This window comes from Pseudomonas sp. FG43 (assembly GCF_057809175.1).
In genome coordinates this window covers 23,711-45,748 of the sequence record NZ_JBMDJL010000018.1, presented here as the reverse complement: position 1 = coordinate 45,748, position 22,038 = coordinate 23,711, and the positions used below count along the sequence as shown (strand labels likewise).

Annotated in this window: 22 protein-coding genes and 2 tRNA genes; 13 read left to right on the top strand and 11 right to left on the bottom strand. The window is 57.5% G+C overall.

What is annotated here, in order from left to right:
* Positions 1-4 precede the first annotated feature (4 nt).
* Both ACODS3_RS19685 and ACODS3_RS19680 read left to right on the top strand, forming a co-directional pair.
* Positions 5-457 (top strand): Xre family toxin-antitoxin system antitoxin, encoded by a 453-nt coding sequence (locus ACODS3_RS19685; RefSeq protein WP_201017180.1) that lies wholly within the window; start codon positions 5-7, stop codon positions 455-457.
* Entirely contained in the window at positions 457-936 is a 480-nt protein-coding gene (locus ACODS3_RS19680) for an RES family NAD+ phosphorylase (RefSeq protein ID WP_201017181.1), read from the top strand. Before ACODS3_RS19685 ends, ACODS3_RS19680 begins: the two co-directional genes overlap by 1 nt.
* Here ACODS3_RS19680 and acuI read toward each other — a convergent pair.
* Together acuI and acuR are read right to left on the bottom strand one after the other, a co-directional pair.
* On the bottom strand, positions 897-1,880 hold the full coding sequence (gene acuI / locus ACODS3_RS19675; protein ID WP_489035845.1) for an acrylyl-CoA reductase (NADPH): 984 nt from the start codon (positions 1,878-1,880) through the stop codon (positions 897-899). The genes ACODS3_RS19680 and acuI overlap by 40 nt on opposite strands.
* A 46-nt stretch (positions 1,881-1,926) precedes the next feature.
* Positions 1,927-2,562: an acrylate utilization transcriptional regulator AcuR gene (acuR, locus tag ACODS3_RS19670; RefSeq protein ID WP_201017183.1), complete on the bottom strand. Its 636-nt coding sequence runs from the start codon at positions 2,560-2,562 to the stop codon at positions 1,927-1,929.
* 129 nt (positions 2,563-2,691) lie between these two features.
* On the opposite strand from acuR, the gene ACODS3_RS19665 reads away from it, so the two are divergent.
* From ACODS3_RS19665 to ACODS3_RS19635, 7 genes are all read left to right on the top strand, one after another.
* Positions 2,692-3,768 (top strand): NAD(P)H-dependent flavin oxidoreductase, encoded by a 1,077-nt coding sequence (locus tag ACODS3_RS19665; RefSeq protein WP_304575648.1) that lies wholly within the window; start codon positions 2,692-2,694, stop codon positions 3,766-3,768.
* A 110-nt stretch (positions 3,769-3,878) separates the two neighbouring features.
* Positions 3,879-4,646 carry a molybdate ABC transporter substrate-binding protein gene (modA, locus tag ACODS3_RS19660; protein WP_489035842.1) on the top strand — a complete coding sequence of 256 codons (768 nt, stop codon included), beginning with the start codon at positions 3,879-3,881 and terminating at the stop codon, positions 4,644-4,646.
* Positions 4,647-5,327 (top strand): molybdate ABC transporter permease subunit, encoded by a 681-nt coding sequence (gene modB / locus ACODS3_RS19655; protein ID WP_489035840.1) that lies wholly within the window; start codon positions 4,647-4,649, stop codon positions 5,325-5,327.
* A gap of 3 nt (positions 5,328-5,330) precedes the next feature.
* Positions 5,331-6,419, top strand: a complete 1,089-nt coding sequence (gene modC / locus ACODS3_RS19650; RefSeq protein ID WP_489035838.1) for a molybdenum ABC transporter ATP-binding protein — start codon at positions 5,331-5,333, stop codon at positions 6,417-6,419.
* A 62-nt stretch (positions 6,420-6,481) separates the two neighbouring features.
* Positions 6,482-7,537: a DNA topoisomerase IB gene (locus ACODS3_RS19645; protein WP_201017188.1), complete on the top strand. Its 1,056-nt coding sequence runs from the start codon at positions 6,482-6,484 to the stop codon at positions 7,535-7,537.
* A 181-nt stretch (positions 7,538-7,718) separates the two neighbouring features.
* Positions 7,719-7,804, top strand: a tRNA-Leu gene (locus ACODS3_RS19640).
* Between the two features lie 280 nt (positions 7,805-8,084).
* A complete protein-coding gene (locus ACODS3_RS19635) occupies positions 8,085-8,450 on the top strand; it encodes an avidin-fold protein (RefSeq protein WP_201020253.1) in 366 nt (121 codons plus the stop codon).
* A 124-nt stretch (positions 8,451-8,574) separates the two neighbouring features.
* On the opposite strand, the gene ACODS3_RS19630 is transcribed toward ACODS3_RS19635, so the two are convergent.
* From ACODS3_RS19630 to ACODS3_RS19620, 3 genes are all read right to left on the bottom strand, one after another.
* Entirely contained in the window at positions 8,575-8,829 is a 255-nt protein-coding gene (locus ACODS3_RS19630) for a DUF1652 domain-containing protein (protein WP_489035835.1), read from the bottom strand.
* A gap of 83 nt (positions 8,830-8,912) precedes the next feature.
* Complete coding sequence (locus ACODS3_RS19625; RefSeq protein WP_489035833.1) at positions 8,913-9,473, bottom strand: HNH endonuclease; 561 nt, start codon at positions 9,471-9,473, stop codon at positions 8,913-8,915.
* 210 nt (positions 9,474-9,683) lie between these two features.
* The gene (locus tag ACODS3_RS19620; protein WP_201006755.1) at positions 9,684-9,821 is read right to left on the bottom strand and encodes a PA0050 family protein; all 138 of its coding nucleotides are present in this window, start codon (positions 9,819-9,821) and stop codon (positions 9,684-9,686) included.
* Between the two features lie 233 nt (positions 9,822-10,054).
* On the opposite strand from ACODS3_RS19620, the gene ACODS3_RS19615 reads away from it, so the two are divergent.
* Complete coding sequence (locus ACODS3_RS19615; RefSeq protein ID WP_489035831.1) at positions 10,055-10,219, top strand: hypothetical protein; 165 nt, start codon at positions 10,055-10,057, stop codon at positions 10,217-10,219.
* Positions 10,220-10,357: 138 nt separating this feature from the next.
* Here the strand turns inward: ACODS3_RS19615 and ACODS3_RS19610 are convergent, their stop codons facing one another.
* The 4 genes from ACODS3_RS19610 to ACODS3_RS19595 form a co-directional block, all read right to left on the bottom strand.
* Positions 10,358-10,543 carry a hypothetical protein gene (locus ACODS3_RS19610; RefSeq protein ID WP_201020257.1) on the bottom strand — a complete coding sequence of 62 codons (186 nt, stop codon included), beginning with the start codon at positions 10,541-10,543 and terminating at the stop codon, positions 10,358-10,360.
* A gap of 360 nt (positions 10,544-10,903) precedes the next feature.
* Complete coding sequence (locus ACODS3_RS19605) at positions 10,904-11,458, bottom strand: hypothetical protein (RefSeq protein WP_201020258.1); 555 nt, start codon at positions 11,456-11,458, stop codon at positions 10,904-10,906.
* A gap of 168 nt (positions 11,459-11,626) precedes the next feature.
* Positions 11,627-11,700 (bottom strand) — tRNA-Cys (locus ACODS3_RS19600).
* Between the two features lie 200 nt (positions 11,701-11,900).
* Positions 11,901-13,115: an aldose 1-epimerase family protein gene (locus tag ACODS3_RS19595; RefSeq protein WP_489035828.1), complete on the bottom strand. Its 1,215-nt coding sequence runs from the start codon at positions 13,113-13,115 to the stop codon at positions 11,901-11,903.
* Positions 13,116-13,346: 231 nt separating this feature from the next.
* Between ACODS3_RS19595 and ACODS3_RS19590 the strand changes: the two genes are divergently transcribed.
* From ACODS3_RS19590 to ACODS3_RS19580, 3 genes are all read left to right on the top strand, one after another.
* Positions 13,347-13,877, top strand: a complete 531-nt coding sequence (locus ACODS3_RS19590; RefSeq protein ID WP_201020260.1) for an RNA polymerase sigma factor — start codon at positions 13,347-13,349, stop codon at positions 13,875-13,877.
* Positions 13,874-14,806: a FecR family protein gene (locus tag ACODS3_RS19585; protein ID WP_489035826.1), complete on the top strand. Its 933-nt coding sequence runs from the start codon at positions 13,874-13,876 to the stop codon at positions 14,804-14,806. The genes ACODS3_RS19590 and ACODS3_RS19585 overlap by 4 nt, the downstream gene beginning before the upstream one ends.
* A gap of 103 nt (positions 14,807-14,909) precedes the next feature.
* On the top strand, positions 14,910-17,270 hold the full coding sequence (locus tag ACODS3_RS19580; RefSeq protein ID WP_201020262.1) for a TonB-dependent siderophore receptor: 2,361 nt from the start codon (positions 14,910-14,912) through the stop codon (positions 17,268-17,270).
* A 227-nt stretch (positions 17,271-17,497) separates the two neighbouring features.
* Here ACODS3_RS19580 and ACODS3_RS19575 read toward each other — a convergent pair whose 3' ends face one another.
* The gene (locus ACODS3_RS19575) at positions 17,498-18,895 is read right to left on the bottom strand and encodes an efflux transporter outer membrane subunit (RefSeq protein WP_489035823.1); all 1,398 of its coding nucleotides are present in this window, start codon (positions 18,893-18,895) and stop codon (positions 17,498-17,500) included.
* Positions 18,892-22,038: an efflux RND transporter permease subunit gene (locus ACODS3_RS19570; RefSeq protein WP_489035821.1), complete on the bottom strand. Its 3,147-nt coding sequence runs from the start codon at positions 22,036-22,038 to the stop codon at positions 18,892-18,894. The genes ACODS3_RS19575 and ACODS3_RS19570 overlap by 4 nt, the downstream gene beginning before the upstream one ends.

Below are 22,038 nucleotides of genomic sequence, written 5' to 3'. Positions count from 1 at the left end.
TCCGATGTCCACCCCCGCAGTATCTCCTCACAACACCGAGTACGGTGCCGAATTCTGGCTCATTGCCAATCAGGTCAGTAAACGTACCGAAAGTGAACGTTTGACCAACATCCAGTCAGGCTTTGCGCCCGGCTGGATACGCTCGGTCCGCGAGGCATTCCGGCTGAGCAATGAACACCTCGAAGCATTGCTCAACGCCTCGATTTCCACTCTGGAACGGCGTCAGCGTCAGCAACAGCCTCTGGACCAGGTCGCATCGGAGCGTCTTGACCGGATCGCAATGATTGCCACGCAAGCCCTGGAGATTTTCGAGACACCCGAACGCGCCAGCCAATGGATGCTGACGACCAATGCGGCATTGGGTGATCAGCGTCCACTGCGCTTGTGTGAAACAGAGATTGGCGCCCAGCAAGTACGCCGGACACTCGCTGCTATCGCCTATGGCGGGGTTGTCTGATGGAGGTCTGGAGAATCACCACGGCACGGTTCGCCACTGACCTGAGCGGCCAGGGCGCAGCGTTATATGGCGGGCGCTGGAATCACACGGAGCACAAGGCCCTGTATTTCGGCATGACGGCGGAAGTCTGTGCTCTGGAAACCGTTATACATTGCACAGAAGTCCCCCGCATCGCGTTGAAACTCGTGCGCGTCAAGCTGCCGGACGATCCGCAGCTTTACTGCGAACCCGACCTGCAACAGCTTGGCGAGGCCTGGGCCAGCAACCCGGCCGATATCCAGAGCATGAATATCGGCACAGCCTGGCTCAAGCGTGGTCAGCATCTGGGCCTGATCGTACCCTCTTCGGCACTGCCACAGGCCCGCAACATCGTGCTCAATCCGCTGCATCCGGCAGCAAGACGGATAGAGATTCTGGACGTCGCTGACTTCTTTCTGGGTCAACGGCCGAGATCGACCACCAACCTGCCCCTCACCTGACCTGCAATCAGTTGTGGCGCAATGTCGATGACCTCGCTCAGACCGATTTCACGGCTGATCAGCGGCAGCAGCGAAACATCCAGGTCACTGGCCAGCCGCTCCCAGGCTTCCAGCCGATCAGCACGAGGACGTGTGACACTGTCGATCCCCGCCAGCGTTACTCCGCGCAGAATGAAGGGTGCGACAGAGCCCGGAAACTCCATACCCTGCGCCAGACCGCAGGCAGCGACTATGCCGCGATAGCGAATCCCGGCGCAGACATTGGCCAGCGTATGGCTGCCGACCGAGTCAATCGCAGCCGCCCATTGCTCTTTCGCCAACGGGCGACCGGGCTCGGACAAGGTAACCCGGTCAATGATCTGCGCCGCCCCCAACTGCTGCAGATACGCACTTTCCGCAGGACGTCCGGTTGAGGCCACCACTCGATAACCGAGCCTTGCCAGAATGGCGACCGCAAAGCTGCCCACGCCACCGTTTGCTCCAGTGACCAGCACGTCGCCGCTGTCGGGAGTCAGGCCGTGTTTCTGCAAGGCAATAACCGCAAGCATCGCGGTATATCCCGCCGTGCCGATGGCCATGGCCTGTGCTGGCGTGAACGCTTGCGGCAAAGGAATCAGCCACTGGCTCTTGAGCCGTGCCTTTTCAGCCAGCCCACCCCAATGTGCCTCACCTACGCCCCAGCCATTGAGCAGGACCTGATCACCCGCCTTGAACTCGGGCGTATCGCTGCTTTCGACCGTCCCCGCCAGATCGATCCCCGGCACCATGGGGAAACTTCGCACCACCGGGCTGGCACCGGTTATTGCCAAGGCGTCCTTGTAGTTCAGAGTGCTGCTGGACACGCGCACCGTGACATCACCCGACGGCAACGAAGCTTCATCGATATCCGTCAGGCTGGCGCGGTATCCCTGCTCGTCCTTGTTGATCAAAATGCCTTTGAACATATGCACCTCCAATTTAGACCGATCGTCTTTAAATAGACCCGAGCAATCACTGCGGCAAGCCACGGAGAAAGCCGGCAATAAAGGTATTCAAGGGTTTTTCGCTTTTAACCAGCCGCGCACGCAGCACCGCGCCTTCCCAGCCGATCCAGAAAAAAGCCGCCAGCTCATTGCAATCGGCATCCCTGGCAAGCTCGCCAGCCTGCTGAGCAGCCTTGAGGCAGTGAGCAAGTTTTGCCTGCCAATCCTGCAAGATATCTTCAAGTTCCACACGAAATACATCAGGTAACACACTGATTTCCTGACCTAAATTCCCCACCATGCATCCACGCCGATAGCCATGGCGCGCCATGCCACTCTTGGCGCTCTGGACGAACCCCACCAGCCGCTCCAATGGCGACAGCGCTTCATCCAGCAGCCAACGATCCAGGCGACGGGCGAAGTAACTGGCGTAGCTATCCAGTACTGCACGGCCAAAGACTTCCTTGCTCGCAAAATAGTGGTAGAAAGACCCTTTGGGTACACCTACTTCCTTGAGGATGTAATCGATGCCCGTGGCCATGTAGCCCTGCTCGGTCAGGACTTCAAGGCCACGGCGGATCAGGGCTTCGCGGGTTTCCAGGTTCTCTCGGTCCACCTTGGGCGGGCGACCGGGGCGTCTGGGTTTCTCGGATAATATAGTCATGGCGGCAATATTAGACCGACCGTCTCTAAAGTCAAATCCACGTCAGGCCACATCTGCCTGAAGGGTTGCCAAAGACGATGGCAGCGCGCTCAATAGCGGCTTTACTGCCTTCGATATGGAGCCCATGGAATGAGCGCATGGCCTGACAAACGTATTCTCGACCTGTTCTCGATCAACCTGCCCATCCTGCAAGCCCCCATGGCCGGGGCCACTGGATCGGCCATGGCGATTGCCGTCGGAAATGCAGGCGGGCTGGCTTCACTCCCCTGCGCCATGCTGAGCCCTGAGCAAATACGCGAAGAAGTCGCGTTGATTCGCCAACACAGCCAGGCACCGCTGAACCTGAACTTCTTCTGCCATACACCACCGGCTCCCGACCCTGAACGGGCCGAACGCTGGAAAGAAGCGCTGCGACCTTACTATCAGGAACTGGGGGCCGACTTCGATGCCCCGACCCCGGTTTCAAACCGGGCCCCCTTCGATGCAGATAGCTGCGCACTGGTCGAAACCCTAAGGCCTGAAGTAGTGAGTTTCCATTTCGGCCTTCCTGAGCAAGCCTTGCTGGAAAGAGTCAGGGCGACCGGCGCCAGAATCATTTCCTCGGCCACCACAGTGGAAGAAGCTGTCTGGCTTGAGCGCAACGGCTGCGACGCAATTATTGCCATGGGTTACGAAGCGGGCGGCCATCGCGGCATGTTCCTGAGCGAACAACTCCATACCCAGGTCGGTACTTTTGCCTTGATCCCGCAAATCGCCAATGCCGTCAGCGTTCCGGTCATTGCGGCGGGAGGTATTGCAGAAGGTCGAAGCGTCGCAGCGGCTTTCATCCTGGGCGCATCGGCGGTGCAAGTGGGAACAGCGTATCTGTTCTGCCCCGAAGCCAAGGTCAGCAAGCCGCATCATCAGGCCTTGCGCAGCGCCACGGACAGCCAGACGGCCTTGACCAATATTTTCACGGGCCGCCCGGCACGGGGCATCGTCAACCGGATCATGAGCGAACTCGGCCCGATGAGCGCTCTTGCACCCGCCTTTCCGTTGGCTGGCGGTGCGTTGATGCCGCTTCGTGCCAAGGCAGAACCACAAGGTAACGGCGGCTTCATGAACCTGTGGGCAGGCCAGGCCGTGGGCATCAAACATGAGCTGTCTGCTGCCGAACTGACCCGGCAACTGGCTGATAATGCGCTGAAAATACTCTCCGGGATTTGAAACAGCGCTTCCCTGCGAGCGCGTCATCGCTATATATTTAAATATATAGCGAATGGCCGCCAATCCTCTACGCGCCCACTCTCCCCCAAAAGCATCCCCGGAGCTGTTTCATGCGAGTGTCCCTGCCAAGCATTACTCTCAAATCACTGGTCGTTGCCATCGCAGCCCTAGGCATGACCGGCGCCTTTGCCGACGAGGTACAGGTCGCCGTCGCAGCCAACTTCACGGCACCGATTCAGGCCATCGCCAAGGATTTCGAGAGAGACACCGGGCACAAGCTGGTCGCAGCCTTTGGTGCAACGGGCCAGTTCTACACCCAGATCAAAAACGGCGCGCCTTTTGAAGTGTTCCTGTCCGCCGACGACACTACCCCGGCCAGGCTTGAGCAGGAAGGCGATACCGTCAAAGGTTCGCGCTTCACCTATGCCATCGGCACGCTGGCGCTGTGGTCGGCCAAAGAGGGTTATGTCGACAGCAAGGGCGACGTGCTCAAGGCCAACCAGTATCAGCACTTGTCCATCGCCAACCCCAAGACCGCACCTTACGGCCTGGCTGCCACTCAAGTGCTGGGCAAACTGGGGCTGATCGATGCAACGAAGGCCAGGATCGTCGAAGGTCAGAGCATCACCCAGGCCTACCAGTTCGTGTCCACCGGCAATGCCGAGCTGGGTTTTGTCGCCCTGTCGCAGATCTACAAGGATGGCAAACTCGCCAGCGGCTCCGCCTGGATCGTTCCGGCCGAGCTGCATGACCCGATCAAACAGGATGCGGTCATCCTCAACAAAGGCAAGGACAACCCGGCCGCCAAGGCACTGGTCGAATACCTCAAAGGCCCGCAAGCGGCCAGCGTCATCAAGTCTTTCGGGTATCAACTGTAAATGCCGCTGGGGAGTGCCGATATCGCGGCGATCTGGCTGACGCTGAAACTGGCGTCGCTGACAACCGCCATCCTGCTGGTGATCGGCACGCCCATTGCCCTGTGGCTGGCCAGGACCAACTCCTGGCTCAAAGGCCCGGTCGGCGCCGTGGTGGCATTGCCGCTGGTGCTGCCACCGACCGTCATCGGCTTTTACCTGCTGCTGTTGCTGGGGCCTAACGGTTTTATCGGCCAGCTTACGCAAAGCCTTGGCCTGGGCACCCTTACATTCAGCTTCACCGGACTGGTGATTGGCTCGGTCCTGTATTCGATGCCCTTTGTCGTGCAGCCTTTGCAAAATGCTTTCGCAGCCATAGGCACGCGCCCGCTGGAGGTGGCTGCCACCTTGAGAGCCGGCCCGTGGGACACCTTTTTCAATGTTGTCCTGCCACTGGCCAGGCCGGGATTCATCACCGGTGCCATTCTGGGCTTTGCCCATACGGTGGGCGAGTTCGGCGTGGTACTGATGATTGGCGGCAATATTCCCGAGAAAACCCGTGTGGTATCGGTGCAGATATTCGATCACGTCGAGTCGATGGAGTACCTGCAAGCTCACTGGCTGGCTGGCGCCATGCTGGTTTTTTCATTTCTGGTTCTTTTGGCGCTCTATTCAAGCGGCAAGTCCAAAACAGGCTGGAGCTGATTCATGGCATCGCCCATCGCCGTTCGCCTGCAGATGGCTTTTCCCACCTTCAAGGTGGATGTGGACCTGAACTTGCCGGGCACCGGCGTGACCGCACTGTTTGGCCCATCCGGCTCAGGCAAGACCACCTGCCTGCGTTGCATTGCCGGCCTGGAGAAAGCGCAACAGGGTTTTATTCAGGTCAATGGCGAAGTCTGGCAAGACTCGGCCAACGGCATATTCCTCGCACCACACAAGCGCTCCATCGGTTATGTCTTTCAGGAAGCCAGCCTGTTTGAGCACCTGTCGGTACGCGGCAATCTGGAATTCGGCCTGAACCGCATCCCCAAAAACCAGCGCAGTATCCAGATGCAGCATGCAACCGTCTTGCTGGGCATCGACCACCTGCTTGACCGGCTGCCGGACAAACTCTCCGGCGGCGAACGTCAGCGAGTCGGCATCGCCCGCGCCTTGCTGACCAGCCCGCGCCTGATGCTGCTCGACGAACCGTTGGCCGCGCTGGATACCCGGCGCAAGAACGAGATCCTGCCGTATCTGGAGCGACTGCATAACGAACTGGAAATCCCCATGCTCTACGTCAGCCACTCGCAGGATGAAGTGGCACGCCTGGCGGATCATCTGGTGCTGCTTGAAGAAGGCAGCGTCCTGGCCTGCGGCCCCATCGAAGAAACCCTGGCCAGACTCGATCTGCCACTGGCCATGGACGACGATGCCGGCGTCGTGATCGAGGGCACGGTGAGCGCTTACGACAGTCATTACCAGCTCCTGACCATCACCCTGCCCAACAGCAGGCTGCCACTGATCGTTGCTCATGCCGAACTGGAAAAGGGCAAGAGCTTGCGCGTCAAGGTGCAGGCACGCGACGTCAGTCTCAACCTGCAAGCGGATGATCAAAGCAGCATCCTAAACCGACTGCCCGTGACCGTAATCAGTGAAGTTGCCGCAGACAATACGGCACACATGCTGGTACGGCTGGATGCAGGCGGCACACCCTTGCTGGCGCGTATCACCCGCTATTCCTACGACAACCTGAGACTGTACCCCGGGCAGCAACTCTGGGCGCAGATCAAGGCCGTTGCGGTACTGGCATGAAATAATTGGCACCCGTTTGAACAGGCGTGGTCAGTGTTGATAACCGATCTGGAAACATGACCATGCCCTCTTCGTCCGCCAGTTCAACAGCAGCACCTGAACTTCATTACGTCGACGACTCCCAGCCAGGCTTCACCCGCAAGGTCCTGCGGGGCAAGTTCGCTTACTTCGATACCGACGGCCAGCGCATCCGCGACGAAGCCGAGATCCAGCGCATCAACGCGCTGGTCATTCCGCCCGCCTATACCGATGTCTGGATCTGCGCCGACCCGGCCGGACACCTGCAAGCCACCGGCCGCGACGCCCGAGGCCGCAAACAATATCGCTACCATCCGCAATGGCGTGAAATCCGCGACCTGAACAAATACTCACGCCTGATCGAATTCGGCCATGCACTGCCCAAAGTCCGCAAACAGATCGAAGCCCAACTGGCACAACCCGGAATTGGTCGAGAGAAAGTCATGGCAACGGTCATTTCCCTGCTCGATGCCACCTTGATCCGCATCGGCAACAGCCGCTACGCCAAGGAAAACCGCTCGTACGGCCTGACCACCTTGCGCAACAAGCATGTGGAAGTACATGGCACACAAATCGTCTTCGAGTTTCGGGGTAAAAGTGGCATAGAACACCGCGTCAGCGTCAAGGACCGCCGCCTGGCCAATGTGATCAAGCGCTGCATGGAATTACCGGGACAAAACCTCTTCCAGTACCTGGACGATAACGGAGAGCGGCATACCGTCAGCTCTTCTGATATCAATGCCTACTTGCAAGACCTCACCGGAGCGGACTTCACCGCCAAGGACTATCGAACCTGGGCCGCCAGCGCGCTGGCACTGGCAACCCTGCGCAAACTGCATTGGGAGCCTGAAGCCGATGCCAAGAAACACATCGTCGAGATGGTCAAGGCCGTCTCACGACAACTGGGCAACACCCCCGCCATCTGCCGAAAATGCTACATCCACCCCGCCGTGCTGGAAGGCTTCCTGCTGGGCGACCTGGCAAAACTCCCACGTAGCAGGCAGCGCAAAGGCCTGCACCTTGAAGAAGTAGCGCTGGCCCACTACCTGCGCAGCCTGGCGCAAAGCATCGAGGACGTCGCGACCATCAGGAAATCATGAGGCCAGCGCCAGACAGCGCCATGGGTCGCAACCTCGACCTTCATCACAAGCAGGTTTCGTAGCCTCATGATTTACAGAGATTTTTTATTTCGCGGAAAAAGTAACATCTTGTGCCATCTAGAGGACTTGCACGCTTGCTTCATGGGGACGGGATGTATATATTCCCTGCCTTGGCGCTACCGCCCCGATGGCGAAATTGGTAGACGCAAGGGACTTAAAATCCCTCGTCCTCTGGACGTGCCGGTTCGACCCCGGCTCGGGGCACCATATATGAATCAAGGGCTTGCACGGGGAGACTCGGCAGGCCTTTGGTGTTTTTGGGGGTTGCGAAAATTGCAGTGGTCCGCAATTGCTGTTTTTACAGCTCCCTTCTCCGGCGTCCTGCCGAGATTCGAATCTCCCTCCTGATATGCCCTTCAGACCGCAATACAAGAAACAGACAGACGCGGCAGCAATACCAATACAAGCCAAGGCTCTCGCTTTCCTCATACAACATTGCTGATAATCGAAGCTGGAATGGAACATCTCGACCAAGGACGCGATATTTATGGGCACTCCCTTCTCTCAAATCAGCGATCGCTTGAACAACCGCCGCTTTACGGTAGCGGATAATGCACAAGGGCTATCAGGTGCAGGCACAGTGTTTCATTATCATGTCGAGGAAGATGCCATTTCAGGCACTTATCGAGGCGGCCGAATACGCATAGGCAATCAAGTCGGGCGCGTAACGGGCCCCGATACCATTGAGCTGCTTTATCAGTGCTTAACTAAAGATGGCCAGATTCTTTCGGGCTGGTCCCGTGGTACGGTAGGCATTGATCAGAAAGGACGCACCACACTGACCTTTGTATGGGGTTGGTTATCAGGCGCGACTGGAGGTGGGGAGTCCAGCTACATCGAGCTTGCTGTATAGCAACCAGGAGTTTCTGATTACTTTCGTAGATAGCCGACCACATGCCACGCACATAGCCCGGCCCCCCCCCCCCCTGCAAGAAGACCATTTGAACCAATGCGCCGGCCTGTGTTTCGCTTCCAGCCTAAGCCAACCGCCTCATCGACAGCTCCATCCTCGCCATCAGGTCTCTCTGCTCTCTCAAAGAGAGCACCAGATGCGCGATGGACCTGCTGGATGCAAGATCGGATAAAGGCATGCCCGTTACGTACAGCTCGATATCGCCAGACTCGGGGTTGAAAAGCTTCACCGAGAAGGTTTCTCCTGCGATGACGCATTCGCATCTGCTAGGCAGAAAGGCCGTTTCAAGGACTCGCTGAAGCTCTGGTTTTGAATACATGGTTTATCCTCTACTGGCCAGATCTTTCCGACAATACTAGACAAGTATTATCTCAATCTGTTGCCGATCGTCGGCATATTCTTTCAGCCCAAATGGCCGCGAGCGTACTCAATCAGCTCATCCACATACATTTCCGCACAAGCGAGCCTAGTGCTGAGTGAAATACTCGAACCGTGAGTCGTTGTTCGTTGATACAGGCAGCTTCCTGTAAAGGGCGGAGGTTTATTGTCCATGACGACACCGGATAATTCAGGGTGTTCTTTTAAAAATGCCAAAAGCCTGTCGACAGCCCTCTGGGCAGCCTCCGCCATGAGACGACTGGATTTGCCTGCATTTCTATTCACATAGTCAACAAAGTACTCGCTCTTGTAGCAGTCCGGCGATGCCAGATGACACTCGGCGCAGAGCAGGAATCGGTTCTCTACCGTGTCAGCTCCACCCAGAGAATGCGGAATGATGTGAGCGACTTCCTGATATCCCTGATCGCCACAGCACCAACAGATACGCAACTCTTCATTGTCATCACACACTGCTTCGAGTGCGTATTCAGAAAAGCCGTACTGTTTGATCCAGTGCGAATTGTCTTGCCAGGCCTTGCGAACAACTTCGCGCCTGATCACTTTTCTCTTTGGTGACAGCCCCATTAGAGACACCTGCTCGATCAACTCCGAATAATGGCTTCATGATCGCAATGAAGCTTCGTCAAAGCCATACTGAGGCTATAGCGGGTGTAGGACCGGATTTATCCGGGAAGACAATATGACTGAGGATATAAATATCGAGGATGTACAAGTTTCCTGGTACACAAATCATGAGCAGGCCCGACATCAGCCGAACCTGCAAGACAACCTATCTTACGGACATACGCAGGTGGTCGGACCAAACACCGGGCCGCTGCATGGGTCTTTGGACGGGCCGAATACCGGGCACGCGGCCTGGGCATTCAGGGAGAAACCACACAGCAGAACTACAGCAAACATCACTTTCTTCATTTGCAACCTCCTGGTCGAAACATCAATAACATTCCGTGCTTCCCCTGCAGCCAGGGCACCCGCCCGCAGAGGTGCCGAATATTCGCCGATCACAGGATGTGCCGCAAGATCTGCCAACAGTAGCCGCCGAGCCCCAGGCAAGAAATCCGGTTGAACCAACCTGTTCGCACGCCCTCAACCTCTTAAGCAAGCCAAATCTTATTCGGATGGACAGCCAAGGCTGGGAGGCAGTTATGAAGAACAGCTCCAGTACAAAGAAAAAAGCGGTGCCGTCACCAGATCAATCAGGCGAAGTCGAGCGCGACAACGATGCGCATCGGCCCGACGGATCTTCCGGAACAGCACATGATTCAACGGCGCAGAAAACTGCCCGTAAGGAAGGTAAACATTCAGGCTGAAGGGATATGGGGTGCGCGTCTACCCCATTACAACGGGCAGACTTTTCATTCAAGTGATTTGCCGTTAACCATGATGCAGAGAGTTTGAGCATTCAAGGCGCAGGCGGATTGAGTCTATAAGCAAGGCCCGTCCGATTATCAGCCTCTTACCGCCTGCCTGCGCTGAATGCGATCAGTGGCCTTGGAAACCACATACGTCCAGCTCAAGAAACCCATCCCCGCAACAATGAACACTGCCGGGCTACGCATCAGGACAATGCCTCCGATCAACATACCCAGGCCCAACGCACCGATGAGCCAGGCAGATAGTGCAATCAGATTCATACAACCCTCCTTTGTCATAAATAAATTGGTCGCACCTTCGGCATTGCCATGCGTATGAGTATTCCAGTTGCGGGGATGCGTGCTGACCGGCTTGAAGGGTGAGTGGGTATTTTGCGAAGGTGGTTCCAAAATCCAGAGGGTCACCTGCCCAAAAAAAGTTAGACAGCTGGAGGGAGTTAAACCATGCCAACCTGACGTTCAAGCACTAACATACTGTGAAATCCGAACCCATCCTGCGAATCGACTATCAGATGGTCAAGACAGCACCTCAACCGGGCTGGCCAAGGTGGTTTGTCGCTCGACATATTGCAAACGCAATGTCGTATATTCCAATGTATTCAACTCAATAAACAGCCCTTGTCATGTTTTTTTGGGGCTCACATTGCTATCAAAGGGGAGAAGTGATTCTTTCCATTTCAAATGGGCGGACGCCCAATATCGATCACGACACGTCATCAAAGGGATCATTCCCCGAAAATACGATTTTGCAATCACACTTAACAGATCAATATCCTTGCGCAGCAGCCTTATAACCTCCTCAACCTCTTCCAAATGTCGTTTTTCATAGTCAATTCTATTGCTCACTAAATCTTTATAGTTACGGTACTGAGCCAAAGTGGCTTTATTTAAATCCAGCCCCAGCCCCTTGAGTGCGTACTCATCACCATAAGGCGCACAGAAGCCAAGAATTCGGCTCCGCGCCTCAGAGCAAGCCACGTAATCAAGCAACGCGACCAAACCATTCTCTTCACACTGCAACCCTTCAAGCTCACGAGTAACAACGTGCCGCTCCGACTCATAAACCTCTAATATTTCTTTTGCCCTATTAAGCTGAAAGTTGATATGAGGAGTGTTTACTCTTGGCGGCAGAGCCAGCAACTCACCATATGCTTCCTGACCTGTAAACTCACTCATCCAGCTCCACCAACCACTTGATTAAAATTTTAGCGATTATGCGCATAACTACACTCGCGCATCGCGCGCCATTGCCAATTGCCCCAAAGTATCAGACTTTCGGAACACCTCGCTTTTTCATGCCCAATAAAAAACCCCGTAGACGTTAATCTACGGGGTTTTCAATAGTGGAGGCCGAGGTCGGAATCGAACCGGCATAGACGGATTTGCAATCCGCAGCATAACCATTTTGCTACTCGGCCTCAGACGCCTGATGCTTCAACAACCACATCAACCGTTTTGAACTCTTTGGGATCAAGCCTTGGCTTTATCCTCAACCCATTGAATCTTAAGGGTTTTTTCTAGTTCCTGAATCAGGAATGGACGCAATTCTGGACTGGTTGGCTGGGCATGTCAAGAACGAGAACGAAATAATTCCATACATGCCCATCCATTGACGGCCCTACTCTTTGCTCAGGTCCACCAGCGGTTCCTTGCGTACTTCGGTTGCACGGCCATTCTGGATGCTCTTGATCTGTTCCAGAGCGGTGCCAACTGCGTTTTTGTCTGCCAGCAGGCTGTAGCTGATCTGGAACTGGCGCTGTTCTTTAGGCGCGATGGTCGGCACGAGTTTCAGAGGACGCTGGTAGCGGCGGTTGTAGGAGAAGCTGGTGCCTGGCTCAAGGCCGGTGACGTAGCCCTGGCCACGGGTGTCGGTGTTTTTCCATAGGGAGAACACTGGCAGTTGGCGGGTGTTGAAGCCCACGGCTACACCGAGGCTACCGGCTTTGTTGTGCAATACCGTGAGGGTGTCGCCCTTGGCGTCGCCATAAGGCACTACGTTATAGACGGTTTCGTCGTAGTCCGGTGTAGGCCCACGGTAGGTTTGCCAGTCAGGCAAGTCGCCCTTGGCTTTTTCGTTGAAGGGCGAGACTTGCTGCACCGGAGCCTCGAAGCGTGCGCCCTCTTCCAGGAACGGCGTGCTGAAGTTGCTGTGGTACAGCGCCTGGTATTCCTTCGGATAGTCGCCGTTGTTGGTCAGGGTGTCGTTAAGCGTAAAGCTTGCGCTGCCCGGGTCGGTGACCAGTTCGGTCTGGACCGAGAAGTCGACTTTCTTGAACCCCTGCTCCTTCAGTTCGCCTTTGAGGCGGATGGCATAAGGCGGCTTTTCGTCGATGTGCAGGGTTACCTTGTTCGCCGGGATATTCGCCGCACGGCCGTGCAGGGTCAGCAGTTCGCCATTGTCGATGCCCGGATGGCCAACCCATTCATAACCACAACGGGTCACCAGTTCGTTGAAGCCTTCCAGCCAGCCCAATCCGCCGCGCCCGTTCAGTTCGATAAAGGCCGGGTTGACCACCTCTTTCACCGGTGAGTCCCAGCCCATGCGCACATCACCGACCGAGGCTTGTAATACGTTCATGCCACGGGTGGGCACGACCGAGAGCTTCATGGTGCCGTTGTCGATCTCGATGATGCTCACGCCTTCCTGGCGACCGCCATGCAAGGTGCGCATCGTCACGGAGAAAGGTTTGTCGGTCTTGATTCCGAGCTGGGCGCTGGTGATCTGCTGGTTCTGGGCGGCCTTGTCGGTGTCAAGCAGCACATAGTCCCAGGCAAAGGCATTGGAGGCAGAGGCGATGGCAGTGGCACCGAGGAGCCAGGCGAGCGATTTCATGGGGTGGTCCTTATTGGAATTATGGGGACAACTGAACATGATTAAACGATTCAGCGACCCAATAAGTCTAGTCAAAATCTCTGAACCCGTGAAAGAGATTTGCACGCCCCAGTAGATTCGACTGGCTGACCACAACCGGCGACCACAATTGAAAATGTTTATCGTTCACGATTAAACTCCGACTTTTTAGCAGGCCCATGCGCCCTGCTCTTCATGTTCGGGATCACTGCAATGACCGATTCATCCGGGCATCTGTACACGTTTCTGGGGATTCGCCAGGAACTCGTCAGCTACGCGGCAAAGATCACCGGTGATCGCATGCAGGCTGAAGACATTGTCCAGGAAGCCTGGATTCGCTTCATTCCACAGCAAGCCAGCGCCAAGACGGCTATCGAGCAACCGGCAGCGTATCTGTATCGGATCGTGCGCAATCTGGCGCTGGACCTCATACGCAGTCGCAGCCGGGAGCAGGCGCATCAAGTCTCCCCTCCCGCCTGGCTGTTACCAGCGCATATCAGTGATCCAGCCGAGTTATGCCAGCACAACATGACGCTGGAACGTCTTTCCCGCGCCCTTGAAGCAATGCCCGAAAACAGCCGTCGTGCGCTTGAAATGCATCGCTTCGGCGGCTGCACCCTGGCAGAAATCGCCGAGCATCTGAACGTTTCTCTGACCACGGCCCATCGCCTGCTGCGCGATGCGCTGGTTCGTCTGGCCCGTGAAGTGGACAACCCGGATGATGGCGAGGGTGCATCCCTGTGAGCCGCAAGGACGATGCACTGGAACAGGCTGGTGACTGGCAGATACGCCTGCAGGAAGAACCGGAGGCGCGTGAAGCGTTCGAGCAGTGGTTGCAGGCCAGCCCTGAACACCGAGCAGCCTGGCTCAAGATGGAAAAACTCTGGGGGGCGCTGGGTGATTTGCCCGTTGTGCCCAATCATCCAGCGCCCCGCTCCAAACCGAAGCCCGGCAGCCATCGCCTCTGGACACGTCTGGCGCTGGCTGCCGGGATCGCGGCAGTCGCGGTGCTGGTTGCACCACAAGCCAACCTCACCTTGCGCGCCGATTACCACACTGGCGTTGGAGAAACCCGTACTGTCCAGTTGGCGGACGGCTCCACTGTCACCCTCAGCCCGCAAAGTGCATTGAGTCTGGTCGGCGGCGATGCCCGGAAGGTGGAGTTGCTGCAAGGCCAGGCCTACTTCCAGGTCGCCCCCGATCCGCAACATCCGTTCATTGCTCAGGCCGGGCAGCTCTCGGTGCGGGTATTGGGCACGGCCTTCGATCTGGACCTTCAGGAGCACCACGCCGAAGTCGCTCTGGAACATGGCCAGGTACAGGCAGAAAACACCCAGCCGCCACTCAGCGAGCGCCTGATGCCAGGCCAGCGCCTGAGATTCAGCTGGCCGTCCGGCAAGGTCGAGCGTTCGCGCTTCAATCCTGCAGAAGTTGCGTCATGGCGCAGTGGTTCGCTCTTCGTCGAAAACCAGACCGTGGCCGAAATCACCGACCGGCTGCAACGCTACACCAGCGGCTGGATAGTGATTGCAGACCCTGCACTGAAACAGCGGCGCATCACTGGCGTATTCGATCTGAACAACCCGGATCGAGCCCTCAAAGCCTTGGCGCAATCACTGGCAGTTGAAACCCGGCAAGTATCGCCGTGGGTGCATGTGATGGGAAATTTCTGATTTTTTATCCGGAAGATGGAAAAAATCCCGGCGTCCTACGTCTTTCATGATCATTTTGAGAATTTATCTCAAATGCAATCAAGACGTATAAAGGATCTTATCGATGCCGCGCTTCCCTGCATTGCCGACTCTGGCTCTGGCCATCATGCTGCCGATGGACAACGTTCTGGCCAACGAAACGTCGCAGAGCCTGCGCACGGCAAGCTACAGCATCGCCGCGCAACCACTGGCTTCGGCACTGGCCCAGTTTGCCCGACAGAACAACCTGCAACTGAGTTTCGATGCTGCCCTGGCCCAAGGCAAGATGGCCCCGGCGATCAGCGGGCAACTCAGTGAGCGCGAAGCCTTGGCCCGGTTGCTCAAGGAATCGGGCTTGAGCTGGTCACTGACCGACGATCGCATACTGTTGCTGTTCCCCCAGCCTGCCAGCGGCTCGCTTGATCTGGCGCCCTCTCTCATTACTTCCAGCACATTCACAGAACAGGCCGACGGCCCGGTGCAGGGCTATCGGGCCACCCGCAGTGCGACCGGCAGCAAGACCGACACCGCCCTGCGCGATATTGCGCAGTCGATCCAGGTCGTGTCGCGCAAGGTGATGGAGGATCAACAAGCCAATAAACTCGCCGATGCCCTGACCAATGTCAGCAGTGTGCAACGCGGCAACTCACATGGCGGCTCGTCCGAAAGCTTTGTGATCCGCGGCTTCAAAGCTACCAGCTATGCGGTGGACGGGATGTTGATCAACCCGCTGGCATCGCGACCCGAAGCCTTGCGGGACCTGGCCAATGTCGAGCGCGCCGAAGTACTCAAGGGACCGGCGTCAGTGCTCTATGGCCGAGGCAATCCCGGTGGCCTGATCAATCTGGTCACCCGCAAGCCTGAGTTCACGCCCGAAGCGCAGGTCAAACTCCAGGCAGGTTCCTACGATTTCTACCGCCTTGAAGCCAATGCCAGTGGCCCGCTGGACGAAGCCAGGACCCTTGCCGGGCGCATGACAGTCGCCACGCAGACCGAGCGAGGCTTTCGTGACACGTTCCGTGACAGCAAACGCACCTACCTTGCTCCGACCCTGCGCTGGGAGCCCACCGAAACCACGCGGGTCGATGGCGGCATGGAATATATCGACCAGACCAGCCCGTTCGACCGCGGCCTGATCCCGGTCAACGGCAAGATCAACATGAGTGCCGACCGCTATCTGGGCGAACCCTGGGCACGTGACAAGGCCAACAAGTTTGCGCTCTGGTATCGCGCCGAGCATGACGTCAATGACTGGCTGACCCTGCGCCAGATGACCCGCTGGGATCAGTCGCACAAGGACCGTTACGTCGTCGACCTGCGAACCCTCGGTTCGGATGGCCGCACCCTTGCCCGTCGCGCCACTGACGGAGAAGAACGCATCAAGACCCTGGACATGCAATTCGAAGCCATTGCCCGGTTCGCCACAGGCGGCCTGAACCATACAGTGCTTGCCGGTTTTGAATACATCGACGGCAAGCGCCGCAGCCGCAGTGATCGCGCCACGCTGACCTCCATCGATATTTTCAATCCGGTCTACGGCGCTACACCCGGTCCTTTTGCATTCAGTGAAAAGGCCAGTTTCGACCTGAGCGCCTACAGCTTTTACCTGCAGGACCAGATCGACCTGAGTGAACAGTGGAAGCTGATCCTCGGCGCCCGCTACGATGAGACGCAGCAGAAGAACAGCACTATCAGTGCCGATAACACTCCTCCTACCGACATTGATCCCAACAAAGTCTCGCCACGTATCGGCCTGGTTTACCAACCAACCAACTGGCTTGCGCTCTACGCCAGCTACAGCACCTCATTCACACCGCAGAGCGACATCCAGCGCAACAGCAAGCCTCTGGACCCGGAGGAAGGCGTTCAGTATGAAGTCGGAGCAAAATTCGATCTGATCCCGGATCGCCTGAGCGCCACCTTGTCCGCCTTCGAGATCACCCGCCAGAACGTTGCCGCGACAGATCCCGAAGACGATAACTATTCGGTACAGACCGGCGAGCAACGTGTGCGCGGTGTCGAACTGGACGTCAGCGGTACACCGCTGGAAGGCTGGGAGATCATCGGCAATATCAGCGCGCTGAACGCTGAAGTGACCAAGGACACCACCATCCAGGTCGGCAACAAGCTTGAAGGCGTGCCGACCCTGAGTGGTTCGCTGTGGTCCAGTTACCAGTTGCAGGAAGGTGCGCTGAGAGGATTGGGCTTCGGTGCCGGAGTGGTTGCCGTCGGCGAGCGCGAGGGCAATATCGACAACACCTATGACGTGGGCGGCTATGCCCGGATCGACGCCAGCCTGTTTTACGACATCGATGAAAACATCCGGGTATCGCTCAATGGCCGCAACCTGACCGACCGCAAGTACATCGAAACCGTTGCCAGTACCGATGGTAACTATGCTGGAGCACCGGCATCGGTGGTCGCGACCTTGAGTGCCAGGTTCTAGGGCGACATATCTCTGCACTTAGTGAATGAGTTCGTTCCTACAGATTAATGCCGATCAGTTAAGGTCAATGAATCACTTTGTGGGAGGCAGCTTGCTGGCGACTTCAGCGTACGACGCAGAATATCTGCCAGTTTCAGGCCTTTTTCGCCAGCAAGCTGCCTCCCACAAGTGTTGTTTGTGCCTTAACTGATCTGCATTACTCCCAGGTACGGATGCATTCGCAAGATTCAGTTCCACCCTCCGCCCATCACCTTATACAAGGTGACTCTGTTGCTTTGCTCGGCCAGTCGCAAACTGATCAAATCCTGTTGGGCGCTATACAGCGACCGCTGTGCGGTCAGTGCTTCGAGGTAGCTTTGCGAGCCGCCGCGATAAAGTGCATCGGCCAGCTCGAAGCTTTTGCGACTGGCATCGGTCAAGGCCTGCTGCGCCGCAAGCCGCTCATCCAGCGTGCTGCGAACCGCCAAAGCATCGGCCACTTCCTTGAAGGCACTCTGAATGGTCTGCTGATAGGTCTGGACCTGAATTTCACGCTCGACCCTGGCGGCATCCAGCGTTGCGCGGTTGGCGCCGGCATCGAAGATCGGCACGCTGATGCTCGGGGCAAAAGTCCAGGCACCGCTACCGGCCTTGAACAGGCTGGAGAGGCTTGAACTGGCAGAACCGGCATTGGCCGTCAGGCTGATTGTCGGGAAGAATGCCGCACGTGCAGCACCGATATCGATACTGGCCGACTTGAGGCTGTGTTCGGCAGCCAGCACATCAGGCCGACGCTGCAACAGACTGGATGGCAACTCATCCGGTACCTGAACCAGTTGCGCAGCCGATTGCAGATCAGTACCCGGCAACATGTCATCAGGAATATCACTCCCCACCAGCAAGCGCAGCGCGTTCTGATCTTGAAGAATCTGGCTGGCATAGACCGCCACATCACCCCGCGCCGACTCCACGGTGGTCTGGGCCTGCGCCAGAGACAGACCGGAAGACCCGCCCAACGCATGACTGCGCTGAGTCAGCTCATAAGTCTGCTGCTGGCTGGCAAGCGTTTCCCGAGCCAGTTGCAAGAGCTGGTTATCCGCCGCCAGAGTCAGCCAGGCTGTCGCCACTTCGGCCACCAGGCTGATCTGGGTACTGCGCCGGGTTTCGGTCAGCGCCAGATAATCCTCCAGCGCTTCGTCCTGAAGATTCTGTATCCGTCCGAAAACATCCAGCTCATAACTGGTCATGCCCACCTGTGCGCTGTATTCATGACTGGTCGTGGCTGTGCCGCTGCTGGACATGGCTCCCGGCGTACGGCTTTGGGTACCGCTGACGCCAGCACTGAGGGTCGGCAGGCTCGCCGCCCGCTGGATACGGTACTGAGCCTGAGCCTTTTCGATGTTCAGGCTGGCCAGACGCAGATCGCGGTTATTGGCCAGGGCCAATGCCTGCAACTTCACCAGACGGCTATCGGTGAAGAATGTCTGCCACTCGACAGAAGCGGCCGTCGTGCCTGAATCGGCAGCTTTCACCGGCAACCATTGCTCGGCGACCGGGGCCTCGGGGCGCTGATACTCGGGTGCCAGATTGATACAACCGCCGAGCAGCGCCAGAGCGGCTGGCAAAAGCCAATGCAACTTGATCATGCGTCACCTGCGGAGACTGTTTGAGTGGAAGTCGAAGCCCAAGAACGGCTGGCAAAACGACGACGAACCAGAACGAAGAACAGCGGCACGAAGAAGATTCCCAATACGGTGGCGCTGAACATGCCGCCCAATACGCCAGTCCCGATGGCCTGACGCCCCGCAGAACCTGCACCGGAACTCAAGGCCAGTGGCAATACGCCAAACATGAACGCCAGGGAAGTCATCAGAATCGGCCTGAGACGTTGACGCGCCGCAATCAGAATCGCGTCCTGCAGGTTCTTGCCATGTTCCTGAAGGTGCTTGGCGAATTCGACGATCAGAATGGCGTTCTTGGCCGCCAGCCCAACCGTCGTCAGCAATCCCACCTGAAAGTACACGTCATTGCTCAAACCACTGAAGCGGGTCGCCAGCACTGCACCGACCACGCCCAGCGGCACGACCAGCATTACCGAGAAAGGTACAGACCAGCTTTCATAAAGCGCCGCCAGACAAAGGAACACGAACAGCACCGAAATCCCGTAGAGCAACGGAGCCTGGGAGCCGGACAGTCGCAACTGATAAGACTGGCCGGTCCACTCATAGCCGATGCCTTCAGGCAATTGCTTGATGATCGCCTCAACAGCCGCCATGGCATCGCCGGAACTCACGCCTGGCGCAGGGTCACCGACCACCTCCAGCGACGAATTGCCGTTGTAGCGTTCCAGCAAGGGCGAACCGTAGCTCCAGGCGCTACTGGCGAAAGAAGAAAACGGCACCATTTCATCGTTGCTGTTGCGCACGTACCAATGATCCAGATCCGCCGCCTGCATACGGGATGAGGCTTCGCCCTGAACGTAGACTTTCTTGACCCGCCCCTGATTGAGGAAGTCATTGACGTAAGTGCCGCCCAGCGCAGTGGACAAGGTGTCGTTGATATCGCTGGTGCTCAGGCCCAAGGCGCCGGCCTTGCGATCATCGATGCTGACTTTCAACTGAGGCGTGTCATCCAGGCCGTTACTGCGTACGCCCAATAACCGAGGATCCTTCCTGGCCAGTTCGATGAACTGCTCACGAGCCGCGACCAGCGCCTCATGCCCCAGCCCGCCAAGGTCCTTGAGTTGTAAATCGAACCCCGAACTTTGCCCCAGACCCTGAACCGCCGGGGGCTGCATGACGAATACAGACCCATCGCCAATGCTCGACAACGCAAGGGTCGCCCGCTGGGCTATGGAGGCCGCATCCTGGCCTTTGTCCAGACGCTGGCTCCAGTCCCTGAGTTTGATAAAGGACCTGCCGGTGTTCTGGCTGTTACCGCCCATGCCCATCCCCGTGATGGTGATCAGGGACTCGACTTCCGGCTGTTCGAGCATGTAACTCTCGTATTGCCTCATCACCGCCTGGGTACGGCTGTCGGTAGCGCCCACCGGCAACTGGACCTGAGCCATGAGCATGCCTTGGTCTTCATCCGGCAGAAACGAGGTCGGCAGGCTGGCATAAGCGGCGGCCATGGCCAGCAATATCAGCGCATACGCCAACAGACTGCGACGCCCACGCTTCAGCATGCCGCCCACAAGATGCTGGTAATCGTCGGCACCGCGCTCGAAGGTCCGGTTGAACCAGCCGAAGAAACCGCCACGCGGGGTATGCCCCTGGGCATCGGACGGCTTGAGCATAGTGGCGCACAAGGCTGGCGTCAGGGTCATGGCCACCAGCACGGAGAGCAACATGGCAGAAACGATGGTCACCGAAAACTGCCGGTAGATGATCCCCGTGGAGCCGCCAAAAAACGCCATGGGTATGAAAACAGCGCTCAACACCAGAGCGATGCCGATCAAAGCACTGGTGATTTCATTCATGGACTGCCGGGTAGCATCAAGGGCAGACAGCTTCTGCTCGCCCATGACCCGCTCGACGTTCTCCACCACCACAATGGCGTCGTCCACCAGCAAACCGATGGCCAGCACCATGGCAAACATGGTCAGGGTGTTGATCGAGTAACCGAACAACGCCAGTACGCCAAAAGTCCCCAGCAGTACCACCGGCACCGTGATCGCCGGAATCAGCGTGGCTCGCAGGTTCTGCAGAAACAGGAACATGATGAGCACCACCAGAACGATGGCCTCGCCCAGGGATTTGACGACCTCCTCGATGGACAGACTCACGAAAGGCGTGGTGTCGTAGACAATCACGTTTTTCAACTGCATTTGCGTGGGGTAGAACGGCTCCAGCTCCTTGAGCTTGGCCTTCACGGCTTCCCCGACGCTCAAGGCATTGGCACCGGCCGCCAGTTGCACGCCCATGGCCGCAGCCGGCTTGCCGTTGAGCGCTGAGGTCACGTCATAACTTTCGCTGCCCAGCTCGACCCGCGCCACATCGCCCAGCAACACCACAGCCCCGTCGCTGGCAGACTTGACCACCACATTGCGAAACTCTTCAGCCGTCTGCAACTTGCTGCGGGCGCTGATGGTGGCGTTCAGTTGCTGACCAGCAACGGCGGGCAAGGCACCCAACTGCCCGGCGGAAACCTCAGTATTCTGTGCCTCCAGAGCGCTGCTGATATCGGAGGGCATCAAGGCATATTTTTCCAGCTTGCCCGGATCCAGCCAGATCCGCATGGCATAACCCGACCCCATGGTCTGAACATCGCCCACACCATCGACACGGCTGATCTGGTCGAGCAAGGTGCTGGAGATGTAATCGCCGATCTGGGTGCCGGTAACGCTTTCGTTATCGGAGGCCAGGGCTGCAATCATCAGAAAGTCCGAGCCGCCCTTGGTCACCGTCAGGCCTTCGCTCTGCACCGACTGAGGCAATCGCGATTCGGCCTGTTGCAGTTTGTTCTGCACTTGCATCTGCGCCACATCCGGGTCAGTACCAGCGGCGAAAGTCAGGTTGATACTGGCGCTGCCCGCTGAGCTGCTGGAGGCCGACATGTAGGTCAGGTTATCCAGCCCTTTCATCTGCTGCTCGATGACCTGGGTCACCGAGTCTTCAACCGTCTTGGCCGATGCGCCGGTGTAAGTGGCCGAGATTCGCACGGTCGGCGGGGCGATGTCCGGGTATTGCTCCAGCGGCAACTGGCTGATGGATAAAGCGCCGCCGAGCATGATGCAGATGGCGATGACCCAGGCAAAGATCGGCCTGTCGATAAAGAAGCGCGCCAT